The following is a 25,728-nucleotide window of genomic DNA, read 5'->3' on the forward strand; positions in this document are numbered from 1 at the left end:
TTAGTTCGGGCGGTTGGCGCCGTCGAAATAGTCGCCGTTGTTGATGTCGGCCTGAAGCTTTTCGTTCTGGCCGATGCTGCCGGTGCTGATGCGGTCAACGGTAGCGGAGGCGGCGGGAGCGTTCTTCTGGACGCCCTGGTAATAGTCGCCTTCGGCAAGAGCGGCAGAAGCGAACGAAGCCGAAGCGATCAGGGCTGCGGCGATGGCGGAGGAAATTCTGTTCATTGTCTTCTTCCTTGATGTGGTGGAGCCGAGTTTCTCGAAGCCCCTATCCGTGTTTGATCTTGTCTTTCGAAGCTCGTTGCCGCGCTTCTGATGCTGAAGATGGTGCAAGTCGGTCGCCGGGAATAGACAGCAAGTTGCAGACGTATTGTTCGCAAATACTGAACGATTTAAATTTTATCGTTCACACAAACCGCGCACTTACGTGGGGGATATGGCCGGGGATCAGCGGGAGCTGTCTTCAGCCGGCTCGTTCAATAGGTCGAGCATGGCGCGCAGCGCCCGGGTGACGTGCCGCTCGCCATGAAAGATCGCCGAGAACTGACGGAGCGGCATCGGGAAATCGGCAATGTGAAGCCGGCCGGAGAACGAGTGGGACGATGCTGCCCGGCTTGAAAGCACCGTGGCGCTCAACCCCGCCTCCACCGCCGCCATCGCCGCTTCGTTCGACGGCATTTCAAGGACGACTGACAATGACTGCGGCTCGATGCCGAGATTGGTCAGTTGCGCCTCAAATGCCGAGCGCGTGCCGGATCCCTGTTCGCGCATGATCCAGTTGGTTTCGAGAAGATCGCTCGAGCGGATCTTGCGGCCGTCCGCCCAGGGGTGGCGGCTGCCGACCACCAGGACCAGCCGGTCCTCCGCCACCTTGCGGCGTTTGAGCCCCGCCAGAAACACCTCGCCTTCAACAACGGCAAGCTCCGCCGCCCCGGTCAGCACGGCTTCGGCCGCACTCTGGGTGTTGCCGACGGTAAGCCTCACGTCAACGCGCGGGAACCGCTCGTGATAACTGACGAGGCGAGCCGGCAGCCAGTAGCTCGCCACCGTCTGGCTGGCATGCACACGCAGGATGCCCGACGCGGACCCGCCGAGATCGGCAAGCATGTGCTCGGCGGTATGCGCCCGCTCCAGAACGGCGCGCGCTTCCGGCACGAAAAGTTTTCCGGCTTCGGTGAGCTCGATGCGTCGCCCGACCCGGTTGAACAGGATCACGGCATGGCGCGCCTCCAGCGCCGAGATCGCCGCGCTCACCGCCGACTGGGTGAGGTTCAGCGCCTCCGCCGCACGGGTCACATGTTCGCGGGCGGCGACTTCCAGAAAAATTCGGAGTTGATCAAGGGTCATTGTCCAAAACCATTCGCTTTTATCGAACGATATCAGAAAACTTATCAATTGGATTTGTGTTTCTGCAGAAGAGAGAATGTTTTTCGACGAATAGAGACACTCGTGGAAAAATCATGAAGCCGATCCAGCCGACCGCAGAACAGCGCGCCCTTCCCGCCTCGCCCCACTGGCCGGCACTTCTTCAGCTTCTTCCCGGACTTCTTCTGACCGCCGCGATCGCCACGGCCGCCCTCACCGTCCGCAACCTGACCGGATGGATGGCGCTGAGCCCGCTCATCCTGTCGATCGTTTTCGGCATGCTGATCCGTAATCTGGCCCCTGTCCCGGTGGCCGTCGAGCCCGGCATCGGCTTTTCGCTGAAGCGCATCCTGCGCTTCGGCATCGTGTTGCTCGGCTTGCAGGTGACGGCAGGTCAGATCCTCTCGCTCGGCGGGGCCGGCCTTGCAATGGTGGCGCTGACGCTGGTGACCACCTTCGTGGCGATCCGGCTGGTCGGCCGGGCCATGGGTGTCGACAGGTCGCTGACCGATCTGATCGCCGCCGGGACTTCGGTCTGCGGCGCCTCGGCCGTCATCGCCGCCAATACGGTGGTCCGCGGCAAGCAGGAGCATGTCGCCTATGCGGTCGCCTGCGTGACATTGTTCGGGTCGCTGTCGATGCTTGTCTATCCGCTGCTCGCCGCCCCGCTCGGGCTCGACGCCCGTGGTTACGGCCTGTGGACCGGCTCGACCATCCACGAAGTCGCGCAGGTTGTGGCCGCCGCCTTCCAGGGCGGCGATGTCGCCGGGCAGTTCGGCACCATTTCCAAGCTCGCCCGCGTCGTCATGCTGGCGCCGCTGATCATGACGCTGGCGCTCGCCATGCGCTCCGGCGCGGAAGGCCCCTCGAAGGCTTCGGCGCCGATGCCGTGGTTCGTCCTCGGTTTTATCGGGATGATGCTCTTCAACAGCGCAGTCGCCATTCCGGCAGGCGTGAGCCAGACGCTCGTGACCTCGACCAGCTTCCTTCTGTCCATGGCGCTGGCGGCCATGGGACTGCAGACCGATATCCGCAAGCTGAAGGCGGAAGGCTGGCGGCCGCTCGCGCTCGGCGCATTCGGCTGGCTATTCATCGCGGTTTTCGGCTACGCAATGCTGAAGCTGTTCGCGTTCTAAGAAAATCAGATCGAAGGGATGGGGGCCGCGTCATCCAATGGCGCGGCCTTTTCGTCATCTAGGGGTCAGCAGGGCTTCGGCTGGTCGTTCTTGGGCTCGGAATCCCGCACCGCTTCGTCGTGATACCAGCAATTGGTATCGACAACACTCAACGCAACCTCATGGATCCCGGTCGGCACAGTCCGGCCATCCTCCAGCCGCCGTCTTGGGCGGACCGGAAACTGATAGATCGTTGCTGACTTACGATGGATGTGAATTGCCATCCTATCGTCTCCTAACTTCAAAAGTGCATCCAAACCCGCACAGAGCACAAATCTGCACATTTTTTGTGCTTATTGCATGATTTTATATCATTTTTCCGACTCGCGCTAGGCGCTAATTTAGCGGCAGCGCGGTTCCGGCGATCTATTTTGCTCGCAGGAACCTCCAGCGGGGAAACGTGTGCCAACCGGACCCGGTTCCGGGCAATCTTGATAGAACCTTTAAAACTCGGAGATTTCATGAGACCGTGCTGATCTACCGGACCTTTAGTCCCTCTCAGCGCTCCGCCTGCGCCCCTTCGTTCACACTTTTTTAATCCAAAACCGTCGCTCCGATGCAAACTGGCACGGGAAATGCGTTCTTCTGGTTACCCCGGAGGCGCGGTATCGTCGCGATGCCGCTTCCTCAGGATGGCTCAACCATGAACGTCACGGCCTGAGAGATAAAATATGACCAAGTATAAGCTCGAGTACATCTGGCTCGACGGGTACACCCCGGTACCGAACCTGCGTGGCAAGACGCAGATCAAGGAATTCGACACCTTCCCGACGCTCGAACAGCTGCCGCTGTGGGGCTTCGACGGTTCGTCGACCATGCAGGCCGAAGGCCGCTCGTCCGATTGCGTGTTGAAGCCGGTCGCGCTTTATCCCGATCCGGCCCGCACCAACGGCGCGCTCGTCATGTGCGAAGTCATGATGCCTGATGGCGTCACGCCGCATGCGACCAACGCCCGCGCGACCATTCTCGACGACGAGGATGCCTGGTTCGGCTTCGAGCAGGAATACTTCTTCTACCAGAACGGCCGCCCGCTCGGTTTCCCGGAACAGGGTTACCCGGCTCCGCAGGGTCCGTATTACACCGGCGTCGGTTACTCGAACGTTGGTGACGTCGCCCGCGAAATCGTCGAAGAACATCTCGACCTCTGCCTGGAAGCCGGCATCAACCACGAAGGCATCAATGCCGAAGTGGCCAAGGGCCAGTGGGAATTCCAGGTTTTCGGCAAGGGCTCCAAGAAGGCCGCCGACCAGATCTGGATGGCACGCTACCTGCTGCAGCGCCTGACTGAAAAGTACGGCATCGACATCGAATACCATTGCAAGCCGCTCGGCGACACCGACTGGAACGGCTCGGGCATGCACTGCAACTTCTCCACCAAGTACATGCGCGAAGTTGGCGGCAAGGACTATTTCGAAGCGCTCATGGCTGCTTTCGACAAGAACCTGATGGACCACATCGCCGTCTACGGTCCGGACAACGACAAGCGCCTGACCGGCAAGCACGAAACGGCTCCGTGGAACAAGTTCTCCTACGGCGTTGCCGACCGCGGTGCTTCGATCCGCGTGCCGCACTCGTTCGTCAAGAACGACTACAAGGGCTATCTGGAAGACCGCCGTCCGAACTCCCAGGGCGACCCCTACCAGATCGCTTCCCAGGTTCTGAAGACGATCGCCGAGGTCCCGACCAACCGGGCTTCCGCCGCCGCCTGATAGAAGGCTCGGCAATCGGTAGATGAGAAGACGCCGGCCTCAGTGCCGGCGTTTTTCGTTTTCGGATTAGGAAGGAAGTTCAGGCGCGCGCCCGCAGCCCGTCTATGAAGAGCTGTTCCAAGAATCGCGCCGCATCCTCGAAACGCCCTTCACCCGCATAGTCCTGGCCGAGCACGGCGCGCACCTGCACGTCGAAGTCGGCATAATGCTGGGTCGTCGACCAGATCGAGAAGATCAGGTGATAGGGATCGCATTTGGCGATCTTGCCCGACCGCGCCCAGGCCCGGATCACCTCCGCTTTTTCATCGACCAGCGCCTTCAAAGGGCCTTTCAGCTCATCCTCGATATGCGGCGCGCCCTGCAGCACCTCATTGGCGAAAAGCCGGCTTTCACGGGGGAAATCGCGGGCCATTTCGAGCTTACGGCGGATATAGGAGCGGATCTCGGATTCCGGATTGCCTTCGGCATCGAAGGCGCGCAGCGGCTCCAGCCAGGTGAACAGGACCCGGTCGATCAGGTGGCGGTGGATCGCCTCCTTGGTGCGGAAATAATAAAGCAGATTGGGTTTCGACATGCCGGCCGCCTCGGCGATCTGGTCGATCGTGGCGCCGCGGAAACCGTTCTGGGAAAATACGTCGAGCGCCGCTTCAAGGATGCGCTCCTCCTTCTCTTCCTGGATGCGGGTGCGTCTCTGCGTCTTCGCCGCCCTCGGGATGGCCATGCGTGTCCCTGCCCTCTTCCGCGTCCACCCGCGCTCTAGAAATTCCGCTGGATTTTTCTTGATTTTCGTCTTGAGTGGCGCGGCGGAAATAGTAATGTTTTACCAAGCGGTCAAATTATCGGCGACAAGCGGAATAAACGCAATGCCGATCTTCAAGTGCTATGGCGCGCGAAGGACCGACGGGAACGAAAAGCATGCCGCCCGCTCCGGGTGGACGTAAAACAGGCGAGGACTAAAAAATGGTGGCAGCACCCGGCGAGAACTTGCGCATCAACGGCGATCGTCTCTGGGACATGCTCATGGACATGGCGAAGATCGGCCCCGGCATTGCCGGCGGCAACAATCGCCAGACGCTGACGGATGCGGACGGCGAAGGCCGCCATCTCTTCAAGACATGGTGCGAGGCCGAGGGCATGACCGTCGGCGTCGACAGGATGGGCACGATGTTTGCCACCCGCGCCGGCACCGATCCGGATGCGCTGCCGGTCTATGTCGGCAGCCATCTCGACACCCAGCCGACCGGCGGCAAATATGACGGCGTTCTCGGTGTGCTCGGCGCGCTGGAAGTGGTCCGCACCATGAACGACCTCGGCATCAGGACGAAACATCCGATCGTCGTCACCAACTGGGCGAACGAGGAAGGCGCGCGCTTCGCCCCCGCCATGCTGGCATCGGGCGTGTTCGCCGGCGTTCACTCGATCGAATACGCCTATGGCCGCAAGGATCCGGACGGCAAGACCTACGGCGACGAGCTGAAGCGCATCGGCTGGCTCGGCGACGAAGAGGTCGGCGCCAGAAAGATGCACGCCTATTTCGAATATCATATCGAACAGGGGCCTATCCTCGAGGCGGAGAACAGGCAGATCGGCGTCGTCACCCACTGTCAGGGCCTGTGGTGGCTGGAATTCACGCTGACCGGCCGCGAAGCGCATACGGGCTCGACGCCGATGAACCTGCGCGTCAATGCCGGGCTCGCCTTCGGCCGCATCCTCGAAATGGTGCAGGCGGTGGCGATGTCCGAACAGCCGGGCGCCGTGGGTGGCGTCGGCCAGGTGTTCTTCTCGCCCAACTCCCGCAACGTGCTGCCGGGCAAGGTGGTCTTCACCGTCGACATCCGCACGCCGTCCCAGGAAAAGCTCGACCGCATGCGGGCGACGATCGAGAAACAGGCCACTGAAATCTGCGAGCCGCTCGGCGTCGGCTGTTCGGTCGAGGCGGTCGGCCATTTCGATCCGGTAACCTTCGATCCGGTTCTGGTCGGCCGGGTCCGCGAAGCGGCCGAAAAGCTCGGCTACAGCCACATGAACATCATCTCCGGCGCCGGCCACGACGCGTGCTGGGCCGCCAAGGTGGCGCCCGCGACGATGATCATGTGCCCCTGCGTCGGCGGACTTTCGCACAACGAGGCGGAGGAGATTTCCAGGGAGTGGGCGGCAGCCGGCGCGGATGTTCTGTTCCATGCCGTGCTGGAGACGGCGGAGATTGTGGAGTAGCATTGCAACCGCCAACCTTGAGACAGGAAACGGACAATGGGACGACCGAGGGAAATATCACCCGAAGAACGGGCCGAACTGATCCGCCAGGGATATCGGCCGATCGAGATCTGGGTACCGGACACGACGAGCAAAGCCTACCGGCAGGAAGCGGCGCGCCAAGCACGCGCCGCCGTGGAGGCCGATCGGCAGGCCGGCATCCTCGAACTGGTTGACGAGGACGCTCATCGGGACTGGGACAAAGCGTGACTTTCAAGCGCGGCGACATGGTGACGGCGGCGTTCCAGGGTGACCTCGGAAAACCTCGACCCGCGGCCATTCTCCACGCCGACGAGTATATCGACGCTCATGAAACGCTGATTCTCTGTCCGCTGACGACCTATCTTGCCGATTCACCGAATTTTCGACCTACAATTGCTCCCTCCGCCGAAAACGGCCTGCAGGCCGTCTCGCAGATTATGGTCGATAAGGTGACGCACCTGCGCAAAACCGCGATCTCTCAGGTGATTGGTCGGCTGAGCGACCAAGACATGTGGAGGCTCGAAGCGGCCTTGATCAACATCACAGGCTTGAGGCAGGCGATCCTGCCCCTTCCGATGAACGAACGAACAGAGGAACAACAATGACCACAGTCATCAAGGGTGGAACCATCGTCACGGCCGACCTGACCTACAAGGCGGACGTGAAGATCGACGGCGGCAAAATCATCGAGATCGGCCCGAACCTTGTGGGCGATACCACGCTGGATGCGACGGGCTGTTATGTCATGCCGGGGGGCATCGATCCGCATGTGCATCTCGAAATGCCGTTCATGGGCACCTATTCCGCCGACGACTTCGAGAGCGGCACGCGGGCAGCACTTGCCGGCGGCACGACCATGGTGGTCGATTTCTGCCTGCCCGAGCCCGGCCAGTCGCTGCTCGACGCGCTGAAGCGCTGGGACAACAAGGCGACCCGCGCCAATTGCGACTATTCCTTCCATATGTCGGTCACCTGGTGGGGCGAGCAGGTCTTCAACGAGATGAAGGCGGTCGTCGCGCATCACGGCATCAACACCTTCAAGCATTTCATGGCCTACAAAGGCGCGCTGATGGTGAACGACGACGAGATGTTCGCCTCGTTCTCGCGTTGCGCCGAGCTCGGCGCCCTGCCGCTGGTCCATGCCGAAAACGGCGACGTGGTCGCCGCCATGCAGACCAAGCTGATGGACGAGGGCAATAACGGCCCCGAGGCACACGCCTATTCCCGTCCCGCCTCCGTCGAGGGCGAGGCGACCAACCGCGCCATCATCATTGCCGACATGGCAGGCGTGCCCCTCTATGTCGTCCACACATCCTGCGAACAGGCCCATGAAGCGATCCGCCGCGCCCGACAGAACGGCATGCGCGTTTATGGCGAACCGCTGATCCAGCACCTGACGCTCGACGAGAGCGAATATTTCAACAAGGACTGGGACCATTCGGCCCGCCGGGTAATGTCGCCGCCGTTCCGCAGCAAGCAGCATCAGGACAGCCTCTGGGCGGGCCTCGCCTCCGGCTCGCTGCAGGTGGTAGCAACCGACCACTGCGCATTCACGACCGACCAGAAGCGCACCGGTCTCGGCGATTTCAGAAAGATCCCGAATGGCACCGGCGGCCTCGAAGACCGGCTGCCGATGCTGTGGACGCATGGCGTCGCAACCGGCCGCATCACCATGAACGAGTTCGTGGCGGTGACCTCCACCAACATCGCGAAAATCCTCAATATCTATCCAAGGAAGGGCGCGATGCTGGTCGGAGCCGACGCGGATATCGTCGTTCTCGATCCGAACAAATCGAAGACCATTTCGGCCAAGAGCCAGCAGTCGGCGATCGACTACAACGTCTTCGAAGGCAAGGAAGTGACCGGTCTGCCGCGCTACACGTTGACCCGCGGCGTGGTCGCAATCGAGGACGGGGCGATCAAGACGCAGGAAGGCCACGGCCAATTCGTCAAGCGCGAGCCTTATCCTGCGGTGAACAAGGCGCTGTCGACCTGGAAGGAACTGACCTCGCCGCGCAAGGTGGAACGCACGGGCATTCCGGCCAGCGGGGTTTGAACGGGAAACGATGTCCTTTCCGCAGAGGTCACCCCTTCACCAACCCGTCCAGCTCCGGCAGCAGCACGACGCTTTCCTGTTCGTTCGGGTCGGTGCGGGCGATCACCGCCGAACAGGGCGCGTCGGAAATGTTCGCCGGCAGGTGCGGCACGCCGGCGGGGATATACATCATCTCGCCGGCCGAAAGTTCGGCACATCCCTCCAACCGGTCGCCATACCAGGTGACGGCGGAGCCGGAGAGTACGTAGATCGCCGTCTCGTGGGTTTCATGCAGATGGGCCTTCGCCCGTGCGCCCGGCGGAATGGTGAGGAGGTGCATGCAAATGCCCTTGGAGCCGACCGTTTCCGCCGCGATCCCCTCGAAATAGCTCAGGCCCTGCTTGCCGTCGTAGGCCGCACCGGGTTTGACGACACGGCAGGTGGGCTTTGATGCATTGTCCATTGCCAATTTCCTCTGTCGAACGGGATCTGCCGCCAGCATATCATGACGGTTCGGGAGCGGGAGCCAACGAAAAGAAGATCAGCACATCGCAATGATCGATATCCTGCGCAACGATGGCGTCTATACTGTACGCTTCGCCGACGGACTTGAATGGGGGCCTTTCGAGACATGTCATTGAATAACATCCGCTTCACCATCGCATCCGCGATGCTTGCCGCAATCTCGGTTGCCGTTCCCGCCGGGGCCGCGACCTTTCTCGACGGCGCCTATGGCAGCAAGGAAGGCTGCACTTACGCCGAGACCGGAGAATCGTCCGGCGCCGACGATTTCCTGCTGCTCAACGACGAGGGCGTGACGACATCCGTTTCTGCCTGCGAATTCAAGGGTGCTCCCAAGAAGACGGCAAACGGTTTTACCATCAAGGCACAATGCGATGCCGAAGGGGAAGTCGGGCCGGAAGATGTTGCGACGCTCACCAAATCCGCCAAAGGCTACACCGTCAGCTTCCCGGGCGGCACCAAACTGGGACCCATGCCGAAATGCCGATGAACAATGCTCCATCCTCCGTCGTCTCGGCCAGCAAGCTCGGCCTCACCTTCGAGACCAGTGACGGGCCAGTCCATGCGCTGTCGAATGTCGATCTCACCGTGAACAAGGGCGATTTCGTCTCCTTCATCGGCCCGTCCGGCTGCGGCAAGACCACCTTCCTGCGCGTCATCGCCGACCTCGAAAAGGCGACCGCCGGCGAGATCACCGTCAACGGCATGACGCCGGAAGAGGCGCGCAAGTCGCGCTCCTACGGTTACGTCTTTCAGGCGCCGGCGCTTTATCCCTGGCGGACGATCGAGAAGAACATCGCACTGCCGCTGGAAATCATGGGCTATTCGGCAGCCGACCGCAAAGCCCGCATCGAGCGCACCCTCGATCTCGTCAACCTTGCCGGCTTCGGCAAGAAATACCCCTGGCAGCTGTCCGGCGGCATGCAGCAGCGCGCCTCGATCGCCCGCGCACTCGCCTTCGACGCCGACCTGCTGTTGATGGACGAACCCTTCGGCGCGCTCGACGAGATCGTCCGCGATCACCTGAACGAACAGCTGCTGAAACTGTGGGCGCGCACCGAAAAGACCATCTGTTTTGTCACCCACTCGATACCGGAGGCGGTCTACCTCTCGACCCGCATCGTCGTCATGTCGCCGCGTCCGGGCCGTGTGACCGACGTGATCGAATCGACCCTGCCCAGGGAACGCCCGCTCGAAATCCGCGAGACGCCGGAGTTCCTGGAGATCGCCCATCGGGTGCGCGAGGGATTGAGGGCGGGGCATAGTTATGAGGAGTGAGAGTTTGCATTCCAGGAATACCCCCCTCTGTCCTGCCGGACATCTCCCCCTCAAGGGGGGAGATCGAATAGTAGCTTGGGTTCGCCCTCAATTCGGCGCGGAGATTGCCGCATCGGTGGTGCTCAATGCTTTGCGAAGCCGACACGTCTGGCTGATCTCCCCCCTTGAGGGGGAGATGTCCGGCAGGACAGAGGGGGGTGGCTCCGGGCTGAGACGTGAGAGGGCCACGGCATGAAACCCGACTCCCTCAAATCCCGCATCATCCCCGTCCTCGCCATCCTCATCGCCATCGTCGCCATCTGGTACGTCGCCGCCTATTTCATGAACGCGCCGTTCCAGCGGGATCTCGATCGGCGCGCCAACGTCACCTCCACGGCGATGGAATTCATCGGCAAGACCATGGCGCAGCCGAAGCCTATCCTGCCGGCGCCGCATCAGGTGGTGAGCAACGTCTTCGAGAACACGTTTCTGCGCAGCGTCACGTCGAACCGCAGCCTCGTCTACCATTCCTGGGTGACGCTCTCCTCAACGGTCCTCGGCTTCACCATGGGCACGCTGACCGGCATCCTGATCGCGGTCGGCATCGTGCATCTGAAAGCACTCGACCGTAGCCTGATGCCGTGGATCATCGCCTCGCAGACCGTGCCGATCCTGGCTGTCGCGCCGATGGTGATCGTCGTGCTCGGGGCCCTCAACATCACCGGCCTTCTCCCCAAGGCGCTGATCTCGACATATCTCTCCTTCTTCCCCGTCGCGGTCGGCATGGTGAAGGGTCTGCGCTCGCCCGAAATCATTCAGCTCGACCTGATGCGCACCTATTATGCCAGCGGCGCCCAGACCTTCTGGAAACTCCGGGTACCCGCGTCCATCCCCTTCCTGTTCACCTCGATGAAGGTGGCGATCGCCGCGAGCCTGGTTGGCGCGATCGTCGGCGAGCTTCCGACCGGTGCCGTCGCCGGCATCGGCTCGAAATTGCTGGCCGGGGCCTATTACAGCCAGACGATCGACATCTGGGCGGCACTGATTGCCGGCTCAGTACTGGCGGCGTTTCTCGTTGCCATCGTCGGGATCATCGCCAAGATCGTCGATCGCTCCATGGGCGGGAGGCCGGCATGACTGCGGTTCTTCGTTCCTGGCAGGGCACCTTTGCCCTGCTCCTCTGTCTCGCCGCCCTCACCTCGCTGCCGCTGATGGCGCCCGACGCCCCCTCGCCGTTCGGCACCGGCAGCGTCACCGTCATCTTCCTGCTCGTCGCCGGTGCGGCGCTCGCCTCGTTCACCAGGCTCTCTCCGCCTCTCCTTGCAACGACCCTGTTCGTCGCCCCCCATCTCGCCGTCTGGCTGCTGCTCGCGGGCATTGCTGGCAACGAGGGCAAGGCGACGTTTGCCTTCTTCCTGATGGTCGCGGCCTGCTGGCTGATTGCCTGGCGCTGCGTCACGGTCCTGTCCGGCATCCGCGCCAAATCCAAAACCGGAGATACGTTCCTGCGCCTTTTGATCCCCGCGATCTTCGGCGCCTGGATCCTGATCCTCTGGGAGGCGGCGACACGTGGCGCCGGCATTCCCTTCATCATCCTGCCGCCGCCATCCTCGATCGGCGCAAGGCTCGCAAGCTCGGTGCCGATCCTTTGGGCCGACGTGCAGCAGACGATCTTCAAGGCGGTGCTCTTCGGATATGTGGTCGGCTGTGCCTCCGGCTTCGTCGTCGCCATCCTGGCCGACCGCATCGCCTTCCTGCGCCGCGGGCTGCTGCCGATCGGCAACATGGTCTCGGCGCTGCCGATCATCGGCGTCGCGCCGATCATGGTCATGTGGTTCGGTTTCGACTGGCAGTCGAAGGCCGCCGTCGTCATCATCATGACCTTCTTTCCGATGCTGGTGAACACTGTGGCAGGGCTTGGGGCTTCGGGCGCCATGGAGCGCGACCTGATGCGCTCCTACGCTTCCGATTACTGGCAGACGCTGATGAAACTGCGCCTGCCGGCCGCCATGCCGTTCATCTTCAATGCGCTGAAGATCAACTCGACGCTGGCGCTGATCGGCGCGATCGTCGCGGAATTCTTCGGCACGCCGATCGTCGGCATGGGCTTCCGGATCTCGACCGAGATCGGCCGCATGAATGTCGACATGGTCTGGGCCGAAATCGCTGTTGCAGCGCTGATCGGTTCGGTTTTTTATGGCGTCGTGGCGCTTGGCGAAAGAGCGACGACGTTCTGGCATCCGTCTAACCGCGGTGGTTAGGCGCTTAAAATCCGGCCCGTTTCGGCGGAACCGGCAACCTCAGAGGGAAGGATAAAAAACATGAGAAAAATTCTCGTTGCGCTGATGGCGGGCGCCATGTCGCTCGCAGCAGCCCAGGCGGCGATGGCCGCCGACAAGGTGACCCTGCAGCTGAAATGGGTCGCTCAAGGCCAGTTCGGCGGTTACTACGTCGCCAAGGACAAGGGCTTCTACAAGGAAGAAGGCCTCGACGTCACGATCAAGCCGGGCGGCCCGGACATCGCCCCCGAACAGGTGATCGCCGGCGGCGGCGCCGACGTCATCGTCGACTGGATGGGCGGAGCGCTGGTCGCCCGTGAAAAGGGCGTGCCGCTCACCAACATCGCCCAGCCCTATCAGAAATCCGGCCTGCAGATGATCTGCCCGAAGGACGGCCCGATCAAGACCGAAGCCGACTTCAAGGGCCACACGCTCGGCGTCTGGTTCTTCGGCAACGAATATCCGTTCTTCGCCTGGATGAACAAGCTCGGTCTCAAGACCGACGGCGGCAAGGACGGCGTCACGGTGCTGAAGCAGAGCTTTGACGTGCAGCCGCTCATCCAGAAGCAGGCGGACTGCATTTCGGTCATGACCTATAACGAATATTGGCAGGCGATCGATGCCGGCTTCAAGCCGGACCAGCTCGTCGTCTTCAACTTCTCTGCCATGGGCAACGACCTGCTCGAGGACGGCCTCTACGTGATGGACACCAAGCTCAAGGATCCGAAGTTCAAGGAGACCATGGTGAAGTTCGTCCGTGCGTCGATGAAGGGCTGGAAATACGCCATCGCCAATCCTGCCGAAGCAGCCGGGATCGTCATGGACAATGGCGGCCAGGACGAGAACCACCAGAAGCGGATGATGGGCGAAGTGGCAAAGTTGATCGGCACCGGTACCGGCAAGCTTGACACCGCCACCTACGACCGCACGGTCAAGGCGCTGCTCGACCAGAAGATCATCACCAAGAAGCCGGAAGGCGCCTATACGAGCGAGATCACCGACGCGGCATTGAAATAATAATCGCCAGTCGCCCGGTGAGGGAGAACGCGCGGCTATCGGTTGCGCGTTTTCTAAATTTTTCTCACTCAAATCATAACTAAAACTCATTCGTCTCATAACGGCAGCGGATTGATTTGTGCAACGCAAACACGTAGAAGTGGGGCGCTGATGAATCTTTCGCTGCCGGTCTTGTAACTGTTTTATGCGGTTACCACCTTGATCCGGGTTGCTGAGCGCTGAGGGGGCGTAAGGTGGCCGGAGCGGTTCCCAGCGGAATATTTGCCCCTTACCTTCAATTTGAAAGTAGTCGCATGTTTCGCAAGTTCACCCAGTCTGCCGGGAACCCGGCTCTCAAGCTTGCCCTCGGCGCAAGCATCGCCCTTGCCGCAACCTCTGCACTGAGTCCCAGTTCCGCGTTTGCGCAGGAAGCGGCGGCCAAGCCCGCCCCGGCGCAGACGGAAATCAAGCTGCCTTCCATCGTCGTAACCGAGGCAATCGAGAAGCCGCTGGTTGACCGCGTCATTGCCACCGGCACGGTCAGGCCCGTCGAGGAAGTCTATGTCCAGCCGCTCGTCGACGCCCTGTCGATCAAGACGCTGAATGCCGACGTCGGCGACGAAGTGAAGGCCGACAGCGTGCTTGCGATGCTGAACGACGACGCGCTGCTTCTCCAGAAGAGCCAGCTCCAGGCCAATAAGGCGAAGGCTCAAGCTGCGGTTGCGCAATATCAGGCGCAGGTTATCGAGGCTCAGGCCAACGTCGCCGACACGACGCGCCAGCGCGACCGCCTCCAGAAGCTCAGCCAGAGCGGCACCGGCACGGTGTCGCAGCTCGAACAGGCATCCGCCGCCGTCGAGGTCGCTCAGGCGCGCCTGAATGCTGCCAAGCAGGCGGTAGCCGTCGGCGAATCCGACACCAAGGTGGTCGAGGCCCAGATCGAGGATATCAACCTGAAGCTCGCCCGCACGGGCGTGAAGGCACCGGTGGCCGGTGTCATTTCCGCCCGCACCGCCAAGGTCGGAGCGATCGCCAGCGGCACCGGAAATCCGCTCTTCACGATCATCAAGGACGGGGCGATCGAACTCGTCGCCGACTTGTCCGAGACCGATATCCAGAAGATCAAGGCCGGCCAGAAGGCGATCGTCACAGTCGCCGGCGGCAAGGTGAAGATCGAGGGCAAGGTTCGGCTCGTTTCCCCGACGGTCGATGCGGTCACCCGCCTCGGCGCGGTGCATATCGTCATCGACGATGAAACCGGCGCACGCTCGGGCATGTATGGCAGCGCCGAGATCGTCATCACCGAGACCAATGCCCTGGCGCTGCCGCTCTCGGCCGTCACCACTGGGCGGAACGGTTCCACCGCCCGCAAGGTCGAGGACAATGTGGTCAAGCAGGTGAAGATTGAAACCGGCATCCAGGATGGCGGTTTCGTGCAGGTCGTCAGCGGTCTTACGGCCGGTGACATTGTCGTTGCGAAGGCCGGCGCCTTCGTCCGGGACGGCGACAAGATCGCTCCGGTCCCGGCCGAACCCGCCGCTATTGCGAACTGAGGTTGAGCCGCATGAACTTCTCTGCTTGGTCGATCCGCAATCCGATAGCGCCGATGCTCGGTTTTGCCCTGCTGCTTATTGTCGGCATTCAGTCGTTCTACGCGCTGCCGATCACCCGTTTCCCGAACATCGACGTTCCGGTTGTGTCGATCACCGTCACCCAGAGCGGCGCCGCCCCTGCCGAACTGGAAATGCAGGTGACGAAGGAAATCGAGGACGCTGTCGCCTCGATCAGCGGCATCGATGAAATCCAGTCGACGGTGACCGACGGCCAGTCGCAGACGGTCGTCGTCTTCCGCATCGAAAAGCCGACGGCCGAAGCCGTGCAGGATACCAAGGACGCGATCGACAAGATCCGCAGCGACCTTCCCGCCGGCATCGAGGAGCCTGTCGTCACCAAGGTCGACGTCGAAGGCCAGGCGATCCAGACATTCGCCGTCTCCTCCCCGAACATGACGCTCGAAGAGCTCTCCTGGTTCGTCGACGACACGGTCAAGCGCGCCCTGCAGGGCCAGCCCGGCGTCGGCCGTATCGACCGTTACGGCGGCTCCGACCGTGAAGTCCGGGTGTCGCTGAACCCCGCCAAGCTTGACGCCTATGGCATTACCGCTGCCGATGTCAGCACCCAGATGCGCGGCACCAACGTCGATCTCGGCTCCGGCCGCGGCCAGGTGGCCGGCAACGAACAGACGATCCGCACGCTCGGCGATGCCCGCAGCGTCGCTCAGCTTGCCGACACGACGATCACGCTGCCCAACGGCCAGTTCGTCAAGCTGACCGAGCTCGGCACCATCACCGACACCTACGAGGAGCCGAAATCCTTCTCGCGCTTCAACGGCACGCCATCCGTCACTTTCGCCGTGTTCCGCGCCAAGGGCGCAAGCGAGGTCTCGGTCGCCGAAACCGTCGCGACCAGCCTCGATGGAGTGCGCAAGACCAATCCGAACGTCGCGATCGAAATGGTCGACGACTCCGTCTACTTCACCTACGGCAATTACGAAGCTGCCCTCCATACGCTGGTGGAAGGCTCGGTCCTCGCCGTCATCGTGGTGTTCCTGTTCCTGCGGAACTGGCGCGCGACGCTGATCGCGGCGGTCGCCCTGCCGCTTTCGGCGGTGCCGACCTTCTGGATCATGGATCTCATGGGGTTCTCGCTGAACCTCGTCAGCTTCCTGGCGCTGACGCTTGCGACGGGTATTCTCGTCGACGACGCGATCGTCGAGATCGAGAATATTGCGCGGCATATCAAGATGGGCAAGACGCCCTATCGAGCGGCGCTCGAGGCGGCGGACGAAATCGGTCTCGCCGTCATCGCCACCAGCTTCACGATCATTGCGGTGTTCGTGCCTGTATCCTTCATGCCGGGCGTCCCGGGCCAATACTTTATCCAGTTCGGCCTGACCGTTGCTTTCTCGGTGTTCTTCTCGCTTGCTGTGGCGCGACTGATCACGCCGCTGATGGCTGCCTATCTGATGAGCCCCGAAGACGGGATGGAAGACCATCACGACAACGACGGTTGGATCATGAAGGCCTATACGCGCCTCGTCACCGGCACGACCCGTCGCTGGTACTGGCGATATACGACGATGCTGGCCGCGATCGGCTTCCTGATCGGCTCGGTCATGCTGCTCTCCCAGGTCCCCGGCAGCTTCCTGCCGCCGGACGACTCTTCGCGTGTCGTGCTGTCGGTGGAACTCCCGCCGAATGCGACGCTCGACGAAACGGCCACCAGCACCGACGTCGTCTATGATGCGATACGCCACATCGACGGGGTCGAGAGCGTCTTCATCCTCGGCGGTGCTTCGCCGAAGGGAGACCTCGAACTGCGACGCGCAACCGTGCGCGTCATCCTGCAGAACATCGACCATTCGCTGGTAAAGACCCTCGTCAACAAGGGCCTGGGATCGATCCCCCTCATCCGCGACTTTGTCCCGAAGATGAAGGAAAACGGCCGCACGCGTCCGCAATGGGATGTCGAAAAGGATATCTTTGCAGCTGTCCGATCCATTCCGGATGTGCGGATCTCCAAGGTCAACGATCGCGCAGAGCGTGACCTTTCGTTCAACTTCCTCTCCACCAGCGAGGCGGACCTGACCGAAGCCGTCAGCATGCTGGAATCGAAGCTGCGGGCCTCGCCGGTCCTCGCCAACGTTTCTTCGGAAGGCGCCCTGCCCCGTCCGGAACTGCAGATCCGGCCGCGCATGGCGGAGGCCTCGCGCCTCGGCATCACGCCGCAGCAGATCGCCCAGACCGTCCGCGTCGCGACGATCGGCGATGTCGATGCCAACCTTGCCAAGATCTCGCTCGACGACCGGCAGATCCCGATCCGCGTCCAGGCCTCGCTCGACGTCCGCCGCGATCTCGCCTCGATCCGCGCCTTGAAGATCAAGACCGCGGCCGGTGCCAGCGTGCCGCTCTACAGCGTCGCCGACATCGACTATTCGGAAGGCCCGAGCTCGATCAAGCGCAACGACCGCAACCGCGTGGTCGCAATCGGCTCCGACGTGCCTTTTGGCACGGCGCTCGATACCGCATCTGCCGAGTTCAAGCGCATCGTCGCCGAGACCGAATTGCCAAAGACCGTTCGTTTGGCCGAAAGCGGCGACGCCAAGGTGCAGGGAGAAATGCAGCAGAGCTTCGGTAATGCCATGCTGATGGGCCTGATGCTGGTGCTCGTGGTGCTGATCCTGCTCTTCAAGGACGTCATCCAGCCCTTCACCATCCTGTTCTCGCTGCCGCTTGCGATCGGTGGCGTGGCGGTGGCGCTGATCATCACCCAGAACGCGCTGTCGATGCCGGTCCTGATCGGTATCCTGATGCTGATGGGTATCGTCACCAAGAACGCCATCCTTCTGGTGGACTTCGCGATCGAGATGAAGCGTCAGGGTCTGGAACGGGTCCATGCCATGGTGGAAGCCGGCCGCAAGCGCGCCCGCCCGATCATCATGACTTCGATTGCCATGTCGGCAGGCATGCTGCCCTCGGCGCTCGGCGTCGGCGAAGGCGGCTCCTTCCGCGCACCAATGGCAATCGCCGTGATGGGGGGCATTATCGTCTCGACGGTGCTCTCGCTTCTCGTCGTGCCGTCCTTCTTCCTGATCATGGATGACCTGTCGCGCCTGCTCGGCAAGATCTTCGGCCGCATGGTCGGCAAGAAGGAACAGGAGGACTTCGGTCTTTCCAACGAGGAACTCAGCCAGGAGGCACGCAAATACGCTCAGTCGATCGCGGCCCTGGAAGAACGCCTCAACCAGATGGAACGGCAGACGAGCGCCAACGACGATCGTTCTCCCGGCGCCCAAGCCAGCAGCAAGGTGCTACGCCTGCCGCCTCTGGCTGCGGAATAAGTATCATCTCCAGACTATATTTCGGCGACGCCGGGCCTGTTGGCCCGGCGTTTTTCGTTGGAAATAACCGGCTCGCGGAGATTGCAGAAAAATTGCACGGATTTGATCGATGTCAAAATCAGATTTCATGAACCTGTTATTTTAGCAGTATCGGGAATGCGCGGCGGTTCGGGTTATGGAAGAGACGACGGATATGATGAACAGTAATTTGAAGCTCAACAACAGGGATCGGGCCGTCCTCATGAAGACGCCCTTCCTGACCAGCCTGAGCGGCAATTCGCTCGTTCGGATGATGTCGGCCATGAGCGTCGTCAGCTTGACGAACCGCAAATCGATCTTCCGCGAAGGCGAGAATGCTGACGCTTTTTTCTGCGTTCTCAGCGGCTATGTGCGACTTTACCAGCTCAATCGGGACGGCCGCGAGGCGGATATCCGGATCTGCAGCCCGGGCGACACGTTCGCTGAATGTCTTCTTTATGGCGGTACGAAATACCGCTACCACGCCCAGACGGCCGAAGCCACGACGCTTGCCCGTTTCGACATGCAGGCGGTACGGGATCTGGCCGAACAGGAGCGGGATATCGCCAAGGCGGTGATCACTTCGCTGTCGAAACACCTCATCACCACGATGGACTGCGTCGCCAACGACAGGTTGCATACGGCGCCGCAGCGGGTCGCCGACTACATACTGAAAAGATGCCCTGTGGATGGCGGCCCAGCCTCCATCCGCCTGCCTTTCCAGAAGAACCTGCTCGCGGGCATGTTGGGATTGGCTCCCGAGGCGCTCTCCCGCGCATTCTCCACTCTCCGGCGGACCGGAGTGACGGTGCGCGGGCGAGTGATCCAGGTCGTCGACGTGCAGGCCCTGCGCGAAATCTGAAGTTCAAGAAGCGAGATCGGGCGGGCGGGCCCGAGCTCTCTTTGGATGCATGCAGCGATACTGGCGGTGGGACCGCAGCATGCAGATAAGGCCGGTGGCTTCGAGGGGCCGCCGGCCTCAATCTTTTCAAAGCCCCCCCTGCTCCTTCAGGAAGCGGACCACATGGTCCACGCCGACGCCGCGCTTCAGATCGGTGAACAGATGCGGCTTGGCCTCGCGCATGCGGTACGCGTCGCGGTCCATCACGTCGAGATCGACGTCGACATAGGGAGCCAGATCCTTCTTGTTGATGATCAGCAGGTCGGAGCGGGTAATCCCCGGACCGCCCTTGCGCGGGATTTCCTCGCCCTGGCAGGTGGAGATCACATAGATGGTGATGTCGGCAAGATCGGGCGAAAAGGTCGCCGCGAGATTGTCGCCGCCCGATTCGATGAACACCACGTCGAGATCCGGGAAACGCTCGTTCAAACCCGCGATCGCCTGCAGATTGATCGTCGCGTCCTCGCGGATGGCGGTATGCGGGCAACCGCCGGTCTCGACGCCGACGATGCGGTCCGAGGACAGCGCTTGGCAGCGCACCAGCGCTTCGGCATCCTCCTTGGTATAGATATCGTTGGTGACGACCGCGACGGAATAATCCTCCCGCATCGCCTTGCAGAGCTTTTCGGTCAGTGCCGTCTTGCCGGAGCCGACAGGCCCGCCGATACCGACGCGCAAAGGTCCGTTCGCCGATTTCATGTGTCGTCCTTTCATTCTTCCAGACTTCAGCTTAGGCCCGCTTTCAGGAGCGGAAAAGCCGCGAATGTTGCGTTTCATGCCGAAGCGAAGCTATTTCCGCCTGCACTGCCGCACCGCCGAGATCGTCGAGCGTGGCAAGGCTTGCCTTATCCGCAATGTCGGCGACCAGACCCTCGATCTCGGCGAGGATGGCTACTCCTTCCACCTGCCCGGAAACCCCAAGCCTGATACCGGTAGACACCGATTGCGAGACGGCGGCATGCAGATAGGCGGCAAGCGCTTGCGCTGCCGCTACGCCATGCGCCGCCGCAATCGCACCGACTGCGACCGGGAAAGGCACGGCTCGCGGCAGGCGATCGAGGACAGGATGCGGCCAGGCGGAGGCGGCTGAAGCGAACGCCTGGCCAAGCGACAATGTCTCCACGTGGCGCTCTGCGGAGCCTGCAAGCGCCAACCCCAGTTCGGCCACCTCCTTCAACGCGGCCTCGTCCTCGAACTGCCGCCAGGCTTCACCGAACAGCACGGCGTCGTTCCACAAGGTGCCTTGCCGCAGCAGGCTCGTCAGCCAGGCGATCAGGCCTGCCGCATCCTTGACGAGGCCATCGTGCACCGCCCGTTCGAGCCCGCCCGAATAGGCGAAACCGCCGATCGGAAAGGCCGGAGAAAGCCAGGCCATCAGCTTCAGAAGCACCTTGGTGTCGAGATTGGTCACTAAGGCTCAATGTCCATGATGGTCGTGGCCGTGGGAACCATGCGAATGGTAGGCGCCACGGGCCGGCTGGAACCCTTCCTCGACCTCGGCAACCCTCGCACCCAGCCCTTCCAGCATGGCACGGATCACATGGTCGCGCAGGATGAGGATACGCCCCTCCTCGATCTGCGCCGGCAGATGCCGGTTGCCGAGATGCCAGGCGAGTTCGATCAGGTGCAGCGTATCTCGACCCTTGATCTCGAAGAGTTTTTCCGGGGCCGCGTGTACTTCGATCGTATCGCCGTTCTCAAGCACCAGCCGATCGCCGTGATGGAAAAGCACAGCCTCCTTGAGGTCGAGCATCACCATCTCGCCATCGGAGAGATGCAGCAGCTTGCGGCGCAGATGCCGCAGGTCATGTGGCAGCGTGACGATATCGATCGGCGGATCTGTGACCACGCCGGCCGGATGATAAGAATGGACGTGCTGCATGGAATGCTCCGAGGTCAATTGAAAAGCTTGAGTGAGAGGGTAAGCGTCTGCGGCAGCGGATTCCAGAGGCCGGTTCGTATTCCGGCTGTGCGAAGTGCGGCGGCGGTCCAGGTATTGCAGCCAACAAATGCGTTGAAATAGCCGTTTGCCTCGAAGAACCGGTCATTATCGCCATAGCCCGGCTCCGGCACCACAGCCACCTCGCCTGCCTGACGGATGAAACTCGTCTGGATGAACGCCAAAAGCCGCTGGAATTCCGCCGCCCCCAGGTCGAGCGGCATCACCGCCGGATGACGTTCGTCGATACCGCCGGCAACGTCCACATGCATGACTGAACTGTCGACCGTCAGTGCCCGCAACACCGGAAGCGGCTTCAAATCAGCCCAGGTCGGCGTTTCAAGATAGAAGGCCCGCCCACCCCAGCCGAGCACCAGCCATTCCGCACCGGGGTCGGCAACCGGGATTCCGGACCGCTCCAGAAAAGCGAAGGCGGTGCGGGTGTCCTCAGCCAGCGGAATGGCAATGTCCGTGTGGATCGGGTTGGACAGAACCAAGATGCGCCTTCGCGCCGCCGGTTCCGCCGCTCGGCTCGGCGCAAACAATGGTCGCGGGATGAACGTCCCGACGGCCACCGCGACAACCACGAACAGAACCGCAGCGAGGAGCCAGCGCAAAAACGTCTTCATTCAGAGGCTCCGAGGTGCAATCTCCTCAGAACAGGAAATAGCGCTGCGCCATCGGCAGCACCGTCGCGGGCTCGCAGGTCAGCAGCTCGCCGTCGGCCCGTACCTCGTAGGTCTCCGAGTTGACCTCCACATGCGGCGTCAGCGAATTGTGGATCATCGAGGCCTTGGAGATGCCGCCGCGGGTGTTCTTGACTGCCACCAGCCTCTTGGCGACCCCGAGGCGCTGGGCAAGACCGCCATCCAGCGAAGCCTGGCTGACGAAGGTGACGGAGGAATTGGTGCGCAGCTTGCCGTAGGCCGCAAACATCGGCCGGTAATGCATCGGCTGCGGCGTAGGGATCGAGGCGTTCGGATCGCCCATCGGTGCGGCCGCAATCGAGCCGCCGAGCAGCACCATTTCCGGCTTCACGCCGAAGAAGGCCGGGCTCCAGAGCACGAGATCCGCTCGCTTGCCGACTTCGACCGAACCGATCTCATGGGAAACGCCCTGGGCGATTGCCGGATTGATCGTGTATTTGGCGATGTAGCGCTTGACGCGGAAATTGTCGTTATTGCCGGTTTCTTCCTTCAGGCTGCCGCGCTGGCGCTTCATCTTGTCGGCGGTCTGCCAGGTGCGGATCGCCACTTCCCCGACACGGCCCATGGCCTGGCTGTCGGAGGAGATGATCGAGAAGGCGCCGAGATCGTGGAGGATGTCTTCGGCAGCGATGGTTTCCTTGCGGATGCGGCTTTCGGCAAAGGCGATGTCTTCCGGGATCGACGGCGACAGGTGATGGCAGACCATCAGCATGTCGAGATGTTCGGCAAGCGTATTGATCGTGTAGGGCCGGGTCGGGTTGGTCGACGACGGGATGACGTTCGGGTTGCCGCAGATCTTGATGATGTCGGGCGCGTGGCCGCCGCCGGCACCTTCCGTATGAAAGGCGTGGATGGTGCGGCCCTTGATAGCCGCGACCGTATCCTCCACGAAACCGCTTTCGTTCAGCGTGTCGGTGTGGATCATCACCTGCACGTCGAAGGCATCGGCGACCGTCAGGCAGTTGTCGATCGCCGCCGGCGTCGTGCCCCAGTCCTCGTGAAGCTTCAGCGACGAGGCACCGGCGAGGATCATTTCCTCCAGTGGTGCGGGAAGCGACGCATTGCCCTTGCCGGCGAGCGCGAGGTTCATCGGGAAGGCGTCGAAGCTCTCGATCATCCGCTCGATATGCCAGGCGCCGGTGCAGGTGGTGGCAAGCGTGCCATGTGCCGGGCCGGAGCCGCCGCCGAGCATGGTCGTGACGCCGCTCATCAGCGCCTCCTCGATCTGCTGCGGGCAGATGAAATGGATATGCGCATCCATGCCGCCGGCCGTCAGGATCTTGCCCTCGCCGGCGATCGCCTCGGTGGACGGGCCGACGATGATCGTCACGCCCGGCTGGGTATCCGGATTGCCGGCTTTGCCGATCGCGTGGATGCGGCCGTTCTTCAAACCGACGTCGGCCTTGTAGATGCCCGAATGATCGACAATTAACGCATTGGTAATGACCGTATCGACCGCCCCTTCGGCACGCGTCGCCTGGCTCTGTCCCATACCGTCGCGAATGACCTTGCCGCCGCCGAACTTCACCTCTTCGCCATAGACGGTGAAATCCTTCTCCACCTCGATGAACAATTCGGTATCGGCAAGCCGCACCCTGTCGCCCGTGGTCGGACCGAACATGCTGGCATAGGAGGCGCGGGACATCTTGTGGGGCATGGACGGTCTACCTTGTAAGCTCGGTAAAATGGGAGGATTTCGATGCGGCTTTGTCGAACGTCATTGTGGTGCGGCAACCGTTGCGGCTGTTGATTTCTCCAATCAAATGATCGGAGAAGTCGCCGGGAAACTCGGAATAGGCTTGAAGCGCAGCGCTCAATATGTCTCGGTCCTTCACGACCGCATTTTCCAAATTCAGCAGACCCCAGATGATCTCGGCGATCTGGGTCTTTGGTAGGCGGGCGCGCTGTTTCAGGACCCAGGCAATTTCGACGACAACAATCTCGTTGATGAAGAATGCTTCCTCGCTCTTATCGAAGAGCGCAGACAGCGCCTCACTCTGCGCCAATGCCGGCTCCCCGATCAGCTGATCGCGCACGAGCCAACGAAGGAGGACATTCGTGTCGATCCCGATCATAGGTCGTTGCCGCCTTCAGGAATCCGGCCACGTGCTTCGGCAACCCATTCATCCAGTTCGCCCGCGGTAATCGGCCTATCCAGCTTTACGATCCCTTTCAGGTCCGCGAATGTCCAACGTTTCGGCCGGATCTCCAGATGGCCGTCCTGACTCGGTACGATATCCACCTGGTCTCCGGCCTTGACGCCAAGCAAAGCGAGCGCTTCGGCAGATAGGGTTATCTGGTTTTCAGGGCTGATCTTGACTGTTTCGGTCATGTCGCTCTCCTTCCCGCTCCCATAACTACCACGAACACGCTCAACGTTCAGTTCCCCATCGCCTCGGTCAGCTCTTTGAGCTCCGCAATGCGCTTGCGTGTCAGGTCCGCCTGGCATCCGGAAATCAGCATCGGCTCCATCGAGCCGCCATGGGCCTGGAAGCCGGAGGAGATGCATTGCGCGTCGCGATAGGCGACCCAGGCCCGTTGCGCCTTGACGAGCGCATCCTCGGCGCCTTTGAGATCCGCGGAACTATCCGCATCCCATTTTTTCATCGCCTTGCGGGTCGTCTGGTACTGGGCATTAAGCGCCTTGTCGGCGGCTTCGTAGTCGCGCTGCGAGCAGATGTTCATCTCCAGCTGCGTCTGCGGGTTCTTGCAATTTGCCTTCGGCTCCTGCCCCGCCGCCGGCAGGGCAAGAAGCGGCATGAACGCGGCGGAAAACGCCAATGCGGGCTTCACAGCGCACCCATGATCTTCTGCTGGAAACCATAGACTTCGCGCTTGCCCGAAAGCGGGATCAGCGTCACTTCCCGCATCTGGCCGGGTTCGAAACGGACGGCCGTACCGGCCGGGATATCGAGCCGCATGCCGCGCGCCTTGTCCCGGTCGAAGGAGAGCCCGTTATTGGTCTCGAAGAAATGGTAGTGGCTGCCCACCTGCACCGGTCGGTCGCCGGTGTTGGCGACCTTTATGGTCACCGTCGGAAGACCTGCGTTGAGCTCGATTTCGCCTTCTGCGGCAATCACTTCACCGGGAATCATGGCATTCTCCTTCAAGCCGCCTTGGGCGCGCAACCCTCGGCCTTCAGTACGCGTTTGGTGGAGGCCGGATGGCGGGCGAGCGCGGCCGCCGGACGCACGGGCCGGCGCACCAGTTCGCCCGCGCAATTGGGGCAAATGCCCTTCAGCACGTCGGAGGCGCAGGTGGCGCAGAACGTGCACTCGAAAGTGCAGATCATCGCCTCCCGGCTTTCCGGTACAAGGTCCTTGTCGCAGCACTCGCAATTGGGGCGCAGTTCCAGCATCTTGGGGCCTCCTCAGCGGATCGGTTCGTGGACGGTGACAAGTTTGGTGCCGTCCGGAAAAGTCGCCTCCACCTGCACGTCGTGGATCATCTCGGCAATGCCGTCCATCACCTGGTCGCGGGTGACGACATGAGCTCCGGCCTCCATCAGGTCGGAGACCGCGCGGCCGTCGCGCGCACCTTCCACCACGTAATCGGTAATCAGGGCGATCGCTTCCGGATAGTTGAGCTTGACCCCGCGATCCAACCGGCGTCGGGCGACGATCGCCGCCATGGAAATCAGCAGTTTGTCTTTTTCTCGTGGGCTCAGGTTCATGGGAATCCCGCTGTAAG

Annotated in this window: 30 protein-coding genes; 14 read left to right on the forward strand and 16 right to left on the reverse strand. The window is 61.9% G+C overall.

Annotation, left to right across the window (positions count from 1 at the left end; translation table 11 throughout):
* Positions 1-225, reverse strand: coding sequence for a DUF680 domain-containing protein (locus ACZ9IU_RS15990; RefSeq protein WP_038544524.1), 225 nt, complete (start codon positions 223-225; stop codon positions 1-3).
* A 222-nt stretch (positions 226-447) separates the two neighbouring features.
* Positions 448-1,347, reverse strand: coding sequence for a LysR substrate-binding domain-containing protein (locus ACZ9IU_RS15995; protein WP_038549515.1), 900 nt, complete (start codon positions 1,345-1,347; stop codon positions 448-450).
* A 113-nt stretch (positions 1,348-1,460) separates the two neighbouring features.
* Here ACZ9IU_RS15995 and ACZ9IU_RS16000 point away from each other — a divergent pair, with 113 nt between their 5' ends.
* Positions 1,461-2,501 (forward strand): YeiH family protein, encoded by a 1,041-nt coding sequence (locus ACZ9IU_RS16000; RefSeq protein WP_038544526.1) that lies wholly within the window; start codon positions 1,461-1,463, stop codon positions 2,499-2,501.
* 65 nt (positions 2,502-2,566) lie between these two features.
* Here the strand turns inward: ACZ9IU_RS16000 and ACZ9IU_RS16005 are convergent, their stop codons facing one another.
* Positions 2,567-2,764 (reverse strand): DUF2735 domain-containing protein, encoded by a 198-nt coding sequence (locus tag ACZ9IU_RS16005; protein WP_038549518.1) that lies wholly within the window; start codon positions 2,762-2,764, stop codon positions 2,567-2,569.
* A gap of 447 nt (positions 2,765-3,211) precedes the next feature.
* Between ACZ9IU_RS16005 and ACZ9IU_RS16010 the strand changes: the two genes are divergently transcribed.
* On the forward strand, positions 3,212-4,249 hold the full coding sequence (locus ACZ9IU_RS16010) for a glutamine synthetase beta-grasp domain-containing protein (RefSeq protein ID WP_038544528.1): 1,038 nt from the start codon (positions 3,212-3,214) through the stop codon (positions 4,247-4,249).
* 79 nt (positions 4,250-4,328) lie between these two features.
* On the opposite strand, the gene rutR is transcribed toward ACZ9IU_RS16010, so the two are convergent.
* The gene (gene rutR / locus ACZ9IU_RS16015; protein ID WP_038544530.1) at positions 4,329-4,970 is read right to left on the reverse strand and encodes an HTH-type transcriptional regulator RutR; all 642 of its coding nucleotides are present in this window, start codon (positions 4,968-4,970) and stop codon (positions 4,329-4,331) included.
* 239 nt (positions 4,971-5,209) lie between these two features.
* Here rutR and ACZ9IU_RS16020 point away from each other — a divergent pair, with 239 nt between their 5' ends.
* From ACZ9IU_RS16020 to hydA, 4 genes are read left to right on the forward strand one after another with little or no spacing between them, the layout of a single operon-like run.
* Complete coding sequence (locus ACZ9IU_RS16020) at positions 5,210-6,463, forward strand: Zn-dependent hydrolase (protein WP_038544531.1); 1,254 nt, start codon at positions 5,210-5,212, stop codon at positions 6,461-6,463.
* Between the two features lie 36 nt (positions 6,464-6,499).
* Entirely contained in the window at positions 6,500-6,712 is a 213-nt protein-coding gene (locus ACZ9IU_RS16025; protein ID WP_038544534.1) for an antitoxin MazE-like protein, read from the forward strand.
* Positions 6,709-7,089 (forward strand): type II toxin-antitoxin system PemK/MazF family toxin, encoded by a 381-nt coding sequence (locus tag ACZ9IU_RS16030; RefSeq protein ID WP_244447425.1) that lies wholly within the window; start codon positions 6,709-6,711, stop codon positions 7,087-7,089. The genes ACZ9IU_RS16025 and ACZ9IU_RS16030 overlap by 4 nt, the downstream gene beginning before the upstream one ends.
* Positions 7,086-8,540: a dihydropyrimidinase gene (hydA, locus tag ACZ9IU_RS16035; RefSeq protein WP_038544536.1), complete on the forward strand. Its 1,455-nt coding sequence runs from the start codon at positions 7,086-7,088 to the stop codon at positions 8,538-8,540. The genes ACZ9IU_RS16030 and hydA overlap by 4 nt, the downstream gene beginning before the upstream one ends.
* A gap of 28 nt (positions 8,541-8,568) precedes the next feature.
* On the opposite strand, the gene ACZ9IU_RS16040 is transcribed toward hydA, so the two are convergent.
* The gene (locus ACZ9IU_RS16040; RefSeq protein WP_038544538.1) at positions 8,569-8,982 is read right to left on the reverse strand and encodes a cupin domain-containing protein; all 414 of its coding nucleotides are present in this window, start codon (positions 8,980-8,982) and stop codon (positions 8,569-8,571) included.
* A 168-nt stretch (positions 8,983-9,150) separates the two neighbouring features.
* Between ACZ9IU_RS16040 and ACZ9IU_RS16045 the strand changes: the two genes are divergently transcribed.
* The 8 genes from ACZ9IU_RS16045 (at position 9,151) to ACZ9IU_RS16080 (ending at position 19,353) form a co-directional block, all read left to right on the forward strand.
* Positions 9,151-9,531, forward strand: a complete 381-nt coding sequence (locus ACZ9IU_RS16045; protein ID WP_038544540.1) for a hypothetical protein — start codon at positions 9,151-9,153, stop codon at positions 9,529-9,531.
* Entirely contained in the window at positions 9,528-10,319 is a 792-nt protein-coding gene (locus ACZ9IU_RS16050; RefSeq protein WP_038544541.1) for an ABC transporter ATP-binding protein, read from the forward strand. The genes ACZ9IU_RS16045 and ACZ9IU_RS16050 overlap by 4 nt, the downstream gene beginning before the upstream one ends.
* A 231-nt stretch (positions 10,320-10,550) precedes the next feature.
* A complete protein-coding gene (locus tag ACZ9IU_RS16055) occupies positions 10,551-11,435 on the forward strand; it encodes an ABC transporter permease (RefSeq protein ID WP_038544543.1) in 885 nt (294 codons plus the stop codon).
* Positions 11,432-12,559, forward strand: a complete 1,128-nt coding sequence (locus tag ACZ9IU_RS16060; RefSeq protein ID WP_038544545.1) for an ABC transporter permease — start codon at positions 11,432-11,434, stop codon at positions 12,557-12,559. Before ACZ9IU_RS16055 ends, ACZ9IU_RS16060 begins: the two co-directional genes overlap by 4 nt.
* A 60-nt stretch (positions 12,560-12,619) precedes the next feature.
* A complete protein-coding gene (locus ACZ9IU_RS16065; protein ID WP_038544547.1) occupies positions 12,620-13,594 on the forward strand; it encodes an ABC transporter substrate-binding protein in 975 nt (324 codons plus the stop codon).
* A gap of 293 nt (positions 13,595-13,887) precedes the next feature.
* Positions 13,888-15,126: an efflux RND transporter periplasmic adaptor subunit gene (locus ACZ9IU_RS16070; protein ID WP_162182337.1), complete on the forward strand. Its 1,239-nt coding sequence runs from the start codon at positions 13,888-13,890 to the stop codon at positions 15,124-15,126.
* An 11-nt stretch (positions 15,127-15,137) separates the two neighbouring features.
* On the forward strand, positions 15,138-18,473 hold the full coding sequence (locus ACZ9IU_RS16075; protein ID WP_038549524.1) for an efflux RND transporter permease subunit: 3,336 nt from the start codon (positions 15,138-15,140) through the stop codon (positions 18,471-18,473).
* 196 nt (positions 18,474-18,669) lie between these two features.
* A complete protein-coding gene (locus tag ACZ9IU_RS16080; RefSeq protein ID WP_038549526.1) occupies positions 18,670-19,353 on the forward strand; it encodes a Crp/Fnr family transcriptional regulator in 684 nt (227 codons plus the stop codon).
* 126 nt (positions 19,354-19,479) lie between these two features.
* Here ACZ9IU_RS16080 and ureG read toward each other — a convergent pair whose 3' ends face one another.
* The 11 genes from ureG to ACZ9IU_RS16135 are packed head-to-tail and all read right to left on the reverse strand — an operon-like array spanning position 19,480 to position 25,711.
* Positions 19,480-20,091: an urease accessory protein UreG gene (gene ureG, locus ACZ9IU_RS16085; RefSeq protein ID WP_038544550.1), complete on the reverse strand. Its 612-nt coding sequence runs from the start codon at positions 20,089-20,091 to the stop codon at positions 19,480-19,482.
* A gap of 43 nt (positions 20,092-20,134) precedes the next feature.
* Positions 20,135-20,767: an urease accessory protein UreF gene (locus tag ACZ9IU_RS16090; RefSeq protein ID WP_051900144.1), complete on the reverse strand. Its 633-nt coding sequence runs from the start codon at positions 20,765-20,767 to the stop codon at positions 20,135-20,137.
* A gap of 42 nt (positions 20,768-20,809) precedes the next feature.
* Positions 20,810-21,274, reverse strand: coding sequence for an urease accessory protein UreE (gene ureE, locus ACZ9IU_RS16095; protein WP_038544554.1), 465 nt, complete (start codon positions 21,272-21,274; stop codon positions 20,810-20,812).
* Positions 21,275-21,288: 14 nt separating this feature from the next.
* Entirely contained in the window at positions 21,289-21,960 is a 672-nt protein-coding gene (locus tag ACZ9IU_RS16100; RefSeq protein ID WP_038544556.1) for a TIGR02117 family protein, read from the reverse strand.
* A 25-nt stretch (positions 21,961-21,985) separates the two neighbouring features.
* Positions 21,986-23,695 carry an urease subunit alpha gene (ureC, locus tag ACZ9IU_RS16105; RefSeq protein ID WP_038544559.1) on the reverse strand — a complete coding sequence of 570 codons (1,710 nt, stop codon included), beginning with the start codon at positions 23,693-23,695 and terminating at the stop codon, positions 21,986-21,988.
* A gap of 7 nt (positions 23,696-23,702) precedes the next feature.
* Positions 23,703-24,113 (reverse strand): type II toxin-antitoxin system VapC family toxin, encoded by a 411-nt coding sequence (locus ACZ9IU_RS16110; RefSeq protein ID WP_038544561.1) that lies wholly within the window; start codon positions 24,111-24,113, stop codon positions 23,703-23,705.
* Complete coding sequence (locus ACZ9IU_RS16115; RefSeq protein WP_007773816.1) at positions 24,110-24,370, reverse strand: AbrB/MazE/SpoVT family DNA-binding domain-containing protein; 261 nt, start codon at positions 24,368-24,370, stop codon at positions 24,110-24,112. Before ACZ9IU_RS16115 ends, ACZ9IU_RS16110 begins: the two co-directional genes overlap by 4 nt.
* A gap of 47 nt (positions 24,371-24,417) precedes the next feature.
* Positions 24,418-24,798, reverse strand: coding sequence for a lysozyme inhibitor LprI family protein (locus ACZ9IU_RS16120; RefSeq protein WP_038549528.1), 381 nt, complete (start codon positions 24,796-24,798; stop codon positions 24,418-24,420).
* A 29-nt stretch (positions 24,799-24,827) separates the two neighbouring features.
* Positions 24,828-25,133: an urease subunit beta gene (locus ACZ9IU_RS16125; protein WP_038544563.1), complete on the reverse strand. Its 306-nt coding sequence runs from the start codon at positions 25,131-25,133 to the stop codon at positions 24,828-24,830.
* A gap of 11 nt (positions 25,134-25,144) precedes the next feature.
* Positions 25,145-25,396, reverse strand: a complete 252-nt coding sequence (locus ACZ9IU_RS16130) for a DUF1272 domain-containing protein (RefSeq protein ID WP_038544565.1) — start codon at positions 25,394-25,396, stop codon at positions 25,145-25,147.
* Between the two features lie 12 nt (positions 25,397-25,408).
* Complete coding sequence (locus ACZ9IU_RS16135; RefSeq protein WP_038544567.1) at positions 25,409-25,711, reverse strand: urease subunit gamma; 303 nt, start codon at positions 25,709-25,711, stop codon at positions 25,409-25,411.
* Between the last annotated feature and the right edge of the window lie 17 nt (positions 25,712-25,728).

It is taken from the genome of Mesorhizobium sp. USDA 4132 (genome assembly GCF_056279545.1).

What these genes read in the sequence shown, in the direction of transcription:
- ACZ9IU_RS16090 (WP_051900144.1), bottom strand. Translation starts at nt 20,767, where the DNA reads ATGGCCTGGCTTTCTCCGGCCTTTCCGATCGGCGGTTTCGCCTATTCG.
- hydA (WP_038544536.1), top strand. Translation starts at nt 7,086, where the DNA reads ATGACCACAGTCATCAAGGGTGGAACCATCGTCACGGCCGACCTGACC.
- ACZ9IU_RS15990 (WP_038544524.1), bottom strand. Translation starts at nt 225, where the DNA reads ATGAACAGAATTTCCTCCGCCATCGCCGCAGCCCTGATCGCTTCGGCT.
- ACZ9IU_RS16000 (WP_038544526.1), top strand. Translation starts at nt 1,461, where the DNA reads ATGAAGCCGATCCAGCCGACCGCAGAACAGCGCGCCCTTCCCGCCTCG.
- ACZ9IU_RS16045 (WP_038544540.1), top strand. Translation starts at nt 9,151, where the DNA reads ATGTCATTGAATAACATCCGCTTCACCATCGCATCCGCGATGCTTGCC.
- ACZ9IU_RS16120 (WP_038549528.1), bottom strand. Translation starts at nt 24,798, where the DNA reads ATGCCGCTTCTTGCCCTGCCGGCGGCGGGGCAGGAGCCGAAGGCAAAT.
- ACZ9IU_RS16110 (WP_038544561.1), bottom strand. Translation starts at nt 24,113, where the DNA reads ATGATCGGGATCGACACGAATGTCCTCCTTCGTTGGCTCGTGCGCGAT.
- ACZ9IU_RS16125 (WP_038544563.1), bottom strand. Translation starts at nt 25,133, where the DNA reads ATGATTCCCGGTGAAGTGATTGCCGCAGAAGGCGAAATCGAGCTCAAC.
- ACZ9IU_RS16010 (WP_038544528.1), top strand. Translation starts at nt 3,212, where the DNA reads ATGACCAAGTATAAGCTCGAGTACATCTGGCTCGACGGGTACACCCCG.
- ACZ9IU_RS16025 (WP_038544534.1), top strand. Translation starts at nt 6,500, where the DNA reads ATGGGACGACCGAGGGAAATATCACCCGAAGAACGGGCCGAACTGATC.
- ACZ9IU_RS16065 (WP_038544547.1), top strand. Translation starts at nt 12,620, where the DNA reads ATGAGAAAAATTCTCGTTGCGCTGATGGCGGGCGCCATGTCGCTCGCA.
- ACZ9IU_RS16055 (WP_038544543.1), top strand. Translation starts at nt 10,551, where the DNA reads ATGAAACCCGACTCCCTCAAATCCCGCATCATCCCCGTCCTCGCCATC.
- ACZ9IU_RS16130 (WP_038544565.1), bottom strand. Translation starts at nt 25,396, where the DNA reads ATGCTGGAACTGCGCCCCAATTGCGAGTGCTGCGACAAGGACCTTGTA.
- ACZ9IU_RS16040 (WP_038544538.1), bottom strand. Translation starts at nt 8,982, where the DNA reads ATGGACAATGCATCAAAGCCCACCTGCCGTGTCGTCAAACCCGGTGCG.
- rutR (WP_038544530.1), bottom strand. Translation starts at nt 4,970, where the DNA reads ATGGCCATCCCGAGGGCGGCGAAGACGCAGAGACGCACCCGCATCCAG.
- ACZ9IU_RS16005 (WP_038549518.1), bottom strand. Translation starts at nt 2,764, where the DNA reads ATGGCAATTCACATCCATCGTAAGTCAGCAACGATCTATCAGTTTCCG.
- ureG (WP_038544550.1), bottom strand. Translation starts at nt 20,091, where the DNA reads ATGAAATCGGCGAACGGACCTTTGCGCGTCGGTATCGGCGGGCCTGTC.
- ACZ9IU_RS16100 (WP_038544556.1), bottom strand. Translation starts at nt 21,960, where the DNA reads ATGAAGACGTTTTTGCGCTGGCTCCTCGCTGCGGTTCTGTTCGTGGTT.
- ACZ9IU_RS16135 (WP_038544567.1), bottom strand. Translation starts at nt 25,711, where the DNA reads ATGAACCTGAGCCCACGAGAAAAAGACAAACTGCTGATTTCCATGGCG.
- ureC (WP_038544559.1), bottom strand. Translation starts at nt 23,695, where the DNA reads ATGCCCCACAAGATGTCCCGCGCCTCCTATGCCAGCATGTTCGGTCCG.
- ACZ9IU_RS16020 (WP_038544531.1), top strand. Translation starts at nt 5,210, where the DNA reads ATGGTGGCAGCACCCGGCGAGAACTTGCGCATCAACGGCGATCGTCTC.
- ACZ9IU_RS16115 (WP_007773816.1), bottom strand. Translation starts at nt 24,370, where the DNA reads ATGACCGAAACAGTCAAGATCAGCCCTGAAAACCAGATAACCCTATCT.
- ACZ9IU_RS16080 (WP_038549526.1), top strand. Translation starts at nt 18,670, where the DNA reads ATGAACAGTAATTTGAAGCTCAACAACAGGGATCGGGCCGTCCTCATG.
- ACZ9IU_RS16075 (WP_038549524.1), top strand. Translation starts at nt 15,138, where the DNA reads ATGAACTTCTCTGCTTGGTCGATCCGCAATCCGATAGCGCCGATGCTC.
- ACZ9IU_RS16060 (WP_038544545.1), top strand. Translation starts at nt 11,432, where the DNA reads ATGACTGCGGTTCTTCGTTCCTGGCAGGGCACCTTTGCCCTGCTCCTC.
- ACZ9IU_RS16070 (WP_162182337.1), top strand. Translation starts at nt 13,888, where the DNA reads ATGTTTCGCAAGTTCACCCAGTCTGCCGGGAACCCGGCTCTCAAGCTT.
- ACZ9IU_RS16050 (WP_038544541.1), top strand. Translation starts at nt 9,528, where the DNA reads ATGAACAATGCTCCATCCTCCGTCGTCTCGGCCAGCAAGCTCGGCCTC.
- ureE (WP_038544554.1), bottom strand. Translation starts at nt 21,274, where the DNA reads ATGCAGCACGTCCATTCTTATCATCCGGCCGGCGTGGTCACAGATCCG.
- ACZ9IU_RS15995 (WP_038549515.1), bottom strand. Translation starts at nt 1,347, where the DNA reads ATGACCCTTGATCAACTCCGAATTTTTCTGGAAGTCGCCGCCCGCGAA.